This window comes from Microcystis sp. M53598_WE2 (assembly GCF_030067735.1).
GTDB classification, from domain to species: Bacteria; Cyanobacteriota; Cyanobacteriia; order Cyanobacteriales; family Microcystaceae; genus Microcystis; species Microcystis aeruginosa.
Map to the genome: position 1 here is coordinate 1 of NZ_JASJFE010000148.1, position 9,820 is coordinate 9,820.

A 9,820-nucleotide genomic window follows, 5' to 3' on the forward strand; every position below is an offset into this window, starting at 1 on the left:
AAGCGAATGCTGGCACGAATATGGTAGAAGAAAATCCTCTAGAACCCTATTTTCAACCTTCTAATTGCCAAATTTTCTTCCGCAAACCCAAAGATTTAACTGATGAGATTGCAGAGCGTATTGTTGAGATTCTCAAACCAGAATTAGGTAAAAAATATGACTATAAACTAATCCTAGCTCATGCCTTTTCTGGAAGTTTACCCGGTCAGATACTCAGTCTTTTATCACGGCAAAAAATCAAAAAATTACTGTCTGAAGCTCTCAACTGTCCTGATAAATGGATTTGTAGTGAGTTAGCAGCTTACGCTTTAGATGAGCAACCTGAATACCGAGATATCGGAGTTCTGATCAATCCTAATTCTACCATTAATCCTCAAAAATTATTTGAAGATGATCTGATTTTTCAGGCTTGGGAAAATCAGGTTGCGGCAAAGTTTAAAGATTTAATCACCGGGACAACAGTAATTGCTTAGATGTATTACCTGCATTATTGATGCCATCAGGAGAATATCAAATGACCACGACAACTATTGGTAGAGTTCCTCTTCACGAACCGGGAAAATTACTTGATCCCTATATCAAGGACAATGATGCTTTAATTGCTCCTGCGGAGGATTTTACTATCTCGATCAATACAATTTCACTGCAACTGTATACTAAGTACAAAGGTCATTATTTAGCAGGACAGTGGGATAATAACTATTTCGCTCTTGTCAGTCAGATAGGATTAGGAGATCAAGAAACCCCTATTTTCAAGGTTCACTATCTTAATCACATCTCTGGAATGACTTTAGATGTAACAGACATTTGGGCTGAAAATGTTGCTGTCATTGAAGACTTTCAAAAAGATGAAAAATCTCAGCGATTGTATTTATCGTTTAGTAGTTTTTGTCAAGGATTAGGACGTTCTACTTTAGAACAAGTTACCAATTCATTGAAGCAAGTTGTGGGAACTGTAGGGGCGGCTTTTCCTAGTTTAATACCTTATACAACACTGGGAAGTACAGCCTTACAGGGCATTAATAATATTCTGGCAACTGTTGTTGAAGCTAGATTTCAACCCCAAGTGAAAACATCAACTTTTGGTCTTTATCCTGCTAACGTTGAGCAAAGACCTGTGATTGGAGAAGCTCCCTTACAAACAGGAGCTTATGCCTTTTTCTTTGAACCCGTTGAGATAGAAACCTTGAAAATGGGATCGAATGGGATTGTGACTTCAACTAATAATAAACCCGTCAGTCCTTACATTGTAGTTAACATCAAAAAAGGGATTACTTTAGCCCCCAGTCAAATTGAGAAAAACTTAGCCACTGAAGTATTAGAAGCTTACCACAGAACTACTAACTATCCTCTAACCACTTCTAATACTGTGATTCCCTACTTCAATGCCTTAGAAGAATTGGGTAAAATTATTCGTTTAGCTAGTTCTACTAAGCGGTATTTTGAGTTAAAACAAAAGGGCGATTACCTCACTGAAGCGGAAGCAAAACGTCTGGAGATTCTCTTGGCTTACTTAAAGGAAAATCTCAAGAATTTTGAGCAGTAATCAATTAATTGGCATTCCCTAACTTTTAGTATTTGGAAACTGTTTAATAATAGGAGGAAATGATTATGATGTTCTCATGGACTGATTATGTGCGTGCCGTTGCTATCACCGAACAAATTCCCACTCGGTATCGCAAATTACGGGTTGTTCAATTAGCACAAGCAATCGTTGAATCTGCACGAGGTACGAGTAAACTTTTTCAAGAAGCGGGAAACCCCGGTGGACTCAAATGGCGAGATAAAATTGACGACAATTACACCGAAAAAATCACCCATCAAATTTGGTTAGTTACCCCTAGCGAACCCAATGGTTGTTATTGGTGTCATTGGAAAACCGCAGAACAGGCCGCAATGGGATATTGGCGGTTTATCGGTCGTCCGAATTCCCCCTATCAGGGATGGGAAGAATACGATAATGATCCGGAAGGCTATTTACAATATATTTGGGAAAAAGGCTATGCCACCGACCCAAACTATGTCAGTAAGGTCAAAAATGTTTTCCCTGAAGCTCAAAGCTTACTAGATGAATATGGTGGAGAACAACCTCCTCCATCACGGATTTTCAAAGTTGCTATTATGCCAGGACATGGAGGGACAGATTCAGGGGCAGTCAACCATACGCTAAATTTACGGGAAAAAGACTACAACTGGAAAGAAGCAGTTGAAGTTAAGGCCCGTTTAGAAGCGGCGGGCAATTATCAAGTGATTATCTGTCGTCAAGAAAATGAATTAGCTTCCCTTTCAACCTTGCAACAACGAGCTAATGACAGTGGTGCAAATGTTTGTTTGTGTCTGCATCATAATGCTTGTAACCGACAGGCAAAAGGTTGGTGGTTATTTTATGTGAATCGGAGTCCAGAATTTGAGAAATTTATCAAAATCATCGATAAACACTTCCGAGGACTGCCTTTACAAGGACGGGGTTATGAATACGCTGGAACGCCCTTTGCTCATGACTGGTATAGTCGAGTCTGGAATTGTACCCATGCTTGTACCATGCCCACCATCTTGTTTGAAAGTTGCTTCATTGACAATGATGAAGATGCTCGTTGGTTGAGAGATGGCGGTTATCAGCAAATCGTTGAGAAAATTTGTGCGGGGGTTAAGGAATATTTAGGAAGTCAACCACCCCTACCTCAGCCTGAAAAATTCGTCTTTGTCTGTGATGCCAATCCGCCTTTAAATGTGCGGAAAGGTGCAGGGAGTAATTATGATCCTGTGGGGCGTTTAGATAACGGGACACGATTAACGGTTGTAGGTGAAGAGGGCAATTGGCTCAAAATTAGTAAACCGATTGAAGGTTATGTTCATCGTGACTTGACAAAATCTTCCTATTGCGTGTTTGTCAATGACCCAAATCCGCCCTTAAAAGTCCGTTCAGGAGCAGGAACAAACTTTTCAGTGGTGACAGAACTGACTAATGGCACACCCTTAAACGTGATAGGGACGGATGACAATTGGCTTCGCATCGATAAACCTGTGGAAGGTTATGTCTTTACTTCTTTAACTTCCTCGCTGCATCGAGTCTTTGCTGCTGATGCCAATCCTCCCTTAAATGTGCGCTCTGGACCTGGAACTACCTATGAAAAAGTGGGTCAATTAGACAATAATACGGCTTTAACTGTCGTAGATGCTGGTTTGGATAGTCAAGGTGCGAGATGGCTTCGTATTAGTTCACCTTGTTCCGGTTGGGTTCTAGAAAGTTTAACCTCCGATCGCCTGATGGGTTCGGGAATCAACCCTCCCGCTTCTAATCTATCGGAAAGTGAGCAATACGATTATTGTGCCGAGATTATCACCCATAATGGCGGAACATTGCGTAAACGCAATTTAATCTCTTTCCGGAAGGAAACCAGTACAAAAGTCAATGATTGGCATGGTTGTTACGATGATATTACTTACATGATCTGGAAAGATGGCGCAGGGAAACACGCTTGTAAATACGCCTCTAACACGGAACCCTCATCTCAGTATGAAGATAGTAATAATCCATTGGCTGATCGCAACAGAATGGGGGTTGATGCAAATGGTGATGGACGACTGGATTTAGGACGTTTACCCGAAGGATATTACGAATATAAAACAGGAACAAGTGCCACCCTGGGTAAAGTATTGTGTCCTACCGCATCAGCCATGGCGGAACGAGATACCAGTCACGATGGCCTATTTCAACCTAATGAACCTCGTGCTTCTGCTGGAACAACGATGTTATTTCATCAAGGTGGAGAAACGAATCCTTTCAGTGCCGGATGTCAAACCATGCCTCCCAATGAATACACCAGATTTTGGAATGATTTAAACAGCAACGGTGATCCTGGTGTTATTGGTTATACCATTGTTCGCTGGTGTTCAATTGCTTAATTCCTTGTCCATTCACGTCAAGTTAAGCAATCACAGATAAAATATTGTCGGCATTGACTTAACTTGAGCCCCTTACATCTAACTTAAAATAAGGAGTCTGATTATGAAATTTGGCATTGATATAGGACACAATTGCCCCCCTTGGGATACCGGCGCAGTGGGATTTAAAAAGGAAGATGACTTGGCGAAAGATGTAGGAACTCGGTTAATCAAGAAATTATCTGCGGCAGGTCACAGCGTGATTAATTGCACTCCTAGCACAGCAGCAGAGGGAGAATCTCTCCGAAAACGCGTCAATAAAGCTAACGTCAATCAAGTAGATATCTTTGTTTCCATTCACTTTAATAAAGCTGATGGTAAAGCTTTTCGTACAGATAAGCCAATTGGAACAGAGATTTTTGCCCTCAGTAATATAGGAAAAGCGATCGCTCAATCGGTTCTCACTGAAATCGTTAAGCTTGGCTTTAAAAACCGAGGAGTCAAAAATGCTCAATTCTTTGTCCTTAAACATACCTCAATGCCAGCCATTTTAATTGAATGTTGTTTTGTTGATTCTCAGGCGGATATGAATCTCTTTGATGCTGAAAAAATGGCAGATGCGATTAAAGTCGGTTTAATTGGGGATGCTCAAGATACATCAGAATCTCAACCCGGTATCTTAAAAGTTACCCAAAAAACCATTCTTAAACCCTCTACTTTACAGTCATCTGACTTACCGCCAGAAACTTTGATAGATATCGATTTGGGAGAATATCCTGTATTAGATTTTCGCCGTGAAGAACGACACTATTGGCTGAAATGGCTGGATAAAAGTCAAGGCGATCGAGATGTTCATTTTGTCTTTGAAGAATACGCAGAAGTCAAGGAAACTTAAACTTTTTGTTAGGTAGGGCAAAATCAATCTAATCCCCTCCTAGTTTTAATAATTATGATCACTTATTTGAGGACTTAATTATGATGTCAATCCCTGAAGAACTCAATCCCAACCAAGGCATCCCTGGATGGCTAGAACTCGATGATTTAAGCCTTCATGGAGACATGGTAGCACGCATCCCTAAAGGAGCTTATATCAAAGGAATAATCGGTGGAGAAAAACCTTTTTTTCCCGTCTCTGAAATTCTTGGTACAGCTATCTCTAAACCTGAAGGAGTAAATAGCAATTGTGGATGGGTTGAATTAGAAACTCTGACCTTTCATCGTGACATAGAAGCTGTTGCACCCCTTGCTCCTTATGTGCGGGGAGAGATGGATAAAGACCACAATTTTTATCCCGATAAACCTTATACTATTGTGCGCTCAAATGATTTTATTGGCAATGGAGAAGAAAAGTTTATGACGACTCAAGCTATCGAAGCATTGGTAAATACTGTCATTAAAAAATACCCCATTGATAGTACACAGATAACCGATCCAAGACAAAAATTTACTTTATTAGCTGGATCGAAACTTGAGATTCAACAGTATGACAGGGTGGATCATAATCATTGGAAATTGCTTTTATCTTCCCCTGTCAATGGTTCAGTCATCTGGTTTGCTTATAGTCCTCATGTCAATATCATTCGCCCAAATATTAACCGAAGCACGGTGATTACTTACCAAATCTTAAACGATGACAATGGGAAGCTGAAAGCAACCGCTAAATTAGCCTGTAACTTTTGGAATCGTTTTGTCATTCCTCAGTCTAATATTGTGATCCGACTAGGAACATTTTATAGTCCTGGTTCTGTGATTGCTAGAGCCTATAAACCTTATCAACAAGGCAATACCGTCTATGGCAAGATTGAGTTTAATACTAAGTATCTTGGAACGTTTACTAATTATGGTATTGCTGGCACAATTATTCACGAAATTGGACATACCTTAGGATTTGGTTGGGATCAATGGATGAATTTGTTTTATCAAAATACGGGTGCTTTTAAACCCGAAACAATCAAGAAGATTCCCGAACTACAATATATGTTTGTTGAAACCGATTATGGTCCAGGAACAGCATATTCCCACTGGGACGAAGAACGATTTGATCAGGAATTAATGACGGGATTCAAAGATACCTATGAATATGTCTTACCTGTGACGATTAAAGTGATGGCACTTCTCGGTCATGTTATTGCTGAGGAATTAATCCAAAAAACGAATTTAGAAACCTTGATTCGTGAGATTGAAGATGTTCTATTCACCATGACAGAAACAGTCCAAGAAATTAACTTTGAATACTATAAAGATACCGAAATATCGGAGGAAATTTACACCGCATTGACCTAAAATTGTCAACATAAATATGGGGGGAGTTATTACTATTTTCCTGAATTAAGCTTCCCCCGATCGAGTGTTTCATAATTTAAGGACTGTTTCTATGAAAATTACCCACCTTTTCAAGCTATTATCAGCACTTAGTTTGGCTCTTCTTCTCGGTTGGCTTTTCCCGATGGCTCATATTAAGGCTGACAATGTATCAACACTGGGAAAATATCCTGTCTGTGAACCATCTGCTGTCGTAAAAGTAACCTGTCCAGAATCAGAAGGAAATTGCCTTTTAGTAGCAGATAATGAACAAAAAGACGCTCTCTTTCTCTATTCTGTGAGTTCTAAGCAATTAGACTCAACTCGTCAAAGTCAGTTAGCCTTAGAGAAAAAAATAAGTGACATTGAAGCGATCGCAAAATTAGATGATAATAAAGTTCTTCTCTTCGGTTCTCACAGTCGTAACAATAAATGTGAGATCAAAGCAAATAGACAACGGTTTGTACAGGCTCAATTGTCGGGAAATCAATTAAAAATTATTGGTGAACTGATCCAAAGTCCTCAAATCGATTCTCAAGTTCTCTTTCAAGGTCTAGATGTGAATTCTAACAAGATTATCAGTGCCGTGAGTCGTGCTATTGATGAGGCGGAAACCAAGGCTAATCAATCATTAGGAGATAAAGTGGCGTGTGAACAAGCCAATGCTTTTAATGCGGAAGGAGCAGTAGCCATTCCTGAGCCTTTATCCCTCGAAAAATTCAAGATTTGGATTGGCTTACGTTCTCCCGTTGTCACATTAGACGCTAAGAATTATGCTGTTTTACTATCAATGGCTAATCTGGATAACTATCAATTCGATGGTGCAACACTTCTAGATTTAGGGGGACGGGGAATCAGAGAAATTACCTTTGATAATAACCAGATTTGGGGAATTGCTGGCGGGCCGAAAGATGGTCAAGATAATTTCGTTTTTTGGAAACTATCGGCTGAGGATCTCAAACCCAATACGATTCTTAAACCTGAAATCCTTCGAGAATTACCCCAGTCATCAGAAGGATTAGCGATCGTTGATGGAACAGCCTATATTTTGATTGATGGCAATAGTGGGGATTCTGGAAATCAGTGTGCAATACCTGCCAAGTTTATGCAATTTACTGTCCCTAATTAGGGTTATGTCCTCAAATTTTGCTAGTTTTGAGACTTAGATAATCCTCTGATATTGAAAAAAAGGAGAATCAATGATGACTACCCAAAAACTGAAAGCTCTAGTCAATACTGTTATCAAACAATCTACCCTAGATAGCAGTCAAATTACTGATCTTACTCAAAAATTTTCCTTGACAGCAGGAGATAAAATTGAGATTAATGATTACAAATCTGCGGACAATAATCACTGGGAATTAGAATTAACAACCCCTGTTAATCAGATGACGAAATGGTTCGCTTATATGCCCCATGTCGAAATTAAAAGTAATGACCCTGTGGCCAAGATATTGCAAGATATTAAGCAGTCTCAATTTAAGGTGTATCATCGACCAACAGAACAAGATGGAGATGGAGTGGGGATTCCCCCTAATGGACAAGACAACCGTTCAGAAAGAATTTGTCCTGTGTACGTTCTTAGTCCAAGAAGACAAACAGATTCTTTAGTCAGACAACTGATTACACTGCTTCGGGTCAAGGATACAGCGTTCATTATTGCAGAACGATTGCTACAATATCCCGAAGATTATCTCCCCACTATTTCTCAATTTGAAAAAGCGGTCATCGTCCAATCTTTTGTTGGTGTCGGTCCTCCTCAACCGGATCCAACTCCTTATCCAGATTGGGCAAAAGAAAGACACGACAAAGAGTTGTGGAGACTCGAACAATCTATCCGTCTATTACAGTCGATGAATCGAAAAATCTCAGCTGTCGTTTGTGCGATGGGAGATTCTCAAAAACATTCATCCAAAGATGTGCGAGAAACAATGCAAACGAGATTATACAATCTTCTGGATAAGTATAATCTCTCGGCTATCAAACAGCCAATTACTTGGGGAGCAGATGAATTAGTAGCAATGGGAATCGCTCAAACCCTTCCCAAAACTAAAGTGCGTGTCCGCATCTCTAATAAGGAGACTGAAATGTGGTACGACGGGCGACGACCACCCAGAGAACTTGTGACTGAAAAATTACCAGCAGTTGGGTTAGAAGAATCAGAAACTGACTGGGATTTCGAGGTCGCTATCCTAACTCGTCGTCGAAATGGTAGTATTAATGATTATCAGAAAGACGACCAGGAACAAGCCCAGTTAGATGAGCATTTTCTGGCTCAATATAAGAACTATTCTTCCGAGCAACGCGCTAAATTAGTCATCATTGATGGCCGACTTTTTAATGGGGCTTGGAATGCCACTTCTGTGTTACCTTACGATGATTTATTGGCCTTCGGTAGTTGGGGAACATTTGGCAATTGTGTTGGCTCAACTTTGGCGGTGGCAAAAATTCTTTTCTACGCTAAAAATCCCGCCGCTCAAAGACAACTTTATTTAGAAGCCATTGCTCATGATGTTTTTGCTAATGGCTATAAAGAAGTTCAACGATCCGAAGAACCTAAAAGCTTCTGTAATCAGCTACAAAATCAAACAGGAATAACTTTCAATCATTACGACGGATATGATAATCCTGCTACGGTCAAAAAAGTCTTTGAGGTCTTAAATCGGCGCGTTAATGCCAGAATGCAAGAACATTTTGCAGGACTTCCCCTTGTTAATAACCGAGTCTTCCGAATTACCCCGCAATTTTGGCGCACTTTTGAGAGTGAAGTCCACATCTGGCCAAGATTACCAGAGGAAATTCATAAAGTTGGTATCTATCGTACCGATCTGGAAGCGATCGCTTTTAATCCTTCATTGGGCGATCAATTCGTCTAACAGTAAATTTTTCAACAATCCCATAGGAGAAATGCCATGACTTCCCTACAAATTATTAGTCCCATCAATGATGCTCGCTTTGAATGTCTAAAACCTGTTACTTTTACAGGCAAAGTAAATTCTGGAATAGTCACTGTAGAACTCACAGCAGATGACAAATATTCCCTAGGCAATAATCAGGTTAAAGCAGACGGTTCTTGGTCGATTACTTATTCAGGATTCACGAATCCTGGGAAGCGCAAAATTACTGCCTTTGGCTATGATCAAGCTAATCATGAAGAAGAAACCAGCATTATAATTTATGTGGCAGATTCCTCAGATTATACTAAAACTATTTATGGGGGTCTGGTTTTAGATGATTACAAAAAGCTTAAACACACCAAGTCTCTGCCGACAGATCACAGGTTAACTGATGCCGAAGGGTGCCGGTTATTTGAACAAGGAATCCTGCCCATTCTTCAGTCCAAAGAAACCTTTATGGAAGCAACGGAGGAAGGTCGAAACAAACTAAACGAATTAGTTGAACAAAACAAAGATCAATACCATATTGATGACGCACCCTGTGCTTATTCCGTCTCCTGTGTGATGAAATATCTGGCTGAAAAGTTAGGATTAGCCACCGTCAAAGCACTTTTCCAAGACCCTTGTTTAATTGATAATGTTCAAGTTACAGGCGTTGAGAAAAAACTGCGTCGTCTGGGATTTCTCTACTTTTTGAAAGAAGATTACCTAGCACCTCGTGGGGCAATAGGAGCAAG

8 protein-coding genes are annotated in these 9,820 nt (G+C 40.0%); all 8 read left to right on the forward strand.

The window, feature by feature from the left end; translation table 11 throughout:
• On the forward strand, positions 1 to 473 hold a 473-nt coding region (locus PX636_RS03290; RefSeq protein WP_288116215.1), incomplete at its 5' end, for a hypothetical protein.
• A gap of 41 nt (positions 474 to 514) precedes the next feature.
• The gene (locus tag PX636_RS03295) at positions 515 to 1,546 is read left to right on the forward strand and encodes a hypothetical protein (protein WP_103112213.1); all 1,032 of its coding nucleotides are present in this window, start codon (positions 515 to 517) and stop codon (positions 1,544 to 1,546) included.
• Positions 1,547 to 1,611: 65 nt separating this feature from the next.
• Positions 1,612 to 3,906: an SH3 domain-containing protein gene (locus PX636_RS03300; protein WP_288116216.1), complete on the forward strand. Its 2,295-nt coding sequence runs from the start codon at positions 1,612 to 1,614 to the stop codon at positions 3,904 to 3,906.
• Between the two features lie 103 nt (positions 3,907 to 4,009).
• Positions 4,010 to 4,780 (forward strand): N-acetylmuramoyl-L-alanine amidase, encoded by a 771-nt coding sequence (locus PX636_RS03305; RefSeq protein WP_288116217.1) that lies wholly within the window; start codon positions 4,010 to 4,012, stop codon positions 4,778 to 4,780.
• 80 nt (positions 4,781 to 4,860) lie between these two features.
• Positions 4,861 to 6,168: a leishmanolysin-related zinc metalloendopeptidase gene (locus tag PX636_RS03310; protein ID WP_002753630.1), complete on the forward strand. Its 1,308-nt coding sequence runs from the start codon at positions 4,861 to 4,863 to the stop codon at positions 6,166 to 6,168.
• Between the two features lie 91 nt (positions 6,169 to 6,259).
• Entirely contained in the window at positions 6,260 to 7,315 is a 1,056-nt protein-coding gene (locus PX636_RS03315; RefSeq protein WP_271936605.1) for a DUF3616 domain-containing protein, read from the forward strand.
• A gap of 70 nt (positions 7,316 to 7,385) precedes the next feature.
• Positions 7,386 to 9,062, forward strand: a complete 1,677-nt coding sequence (locus PX636_RS03320; protein ID WP_288116218.1) for a DUF4127 family protein — start codon at positions 7,386 to 7,388, stop codon at positions 9,060 to 9,062.
• A gap of 36 nt (positions 9,063 to 9,098) precedes the next feature.
• Positions 9,099 to 9,820: hypothetical protein (locus PX636_RS03325; RefSeq protein ID WP_288116219.1), on the forward strand; the 722-nt coding region annotated here is incomplete at its 3' end.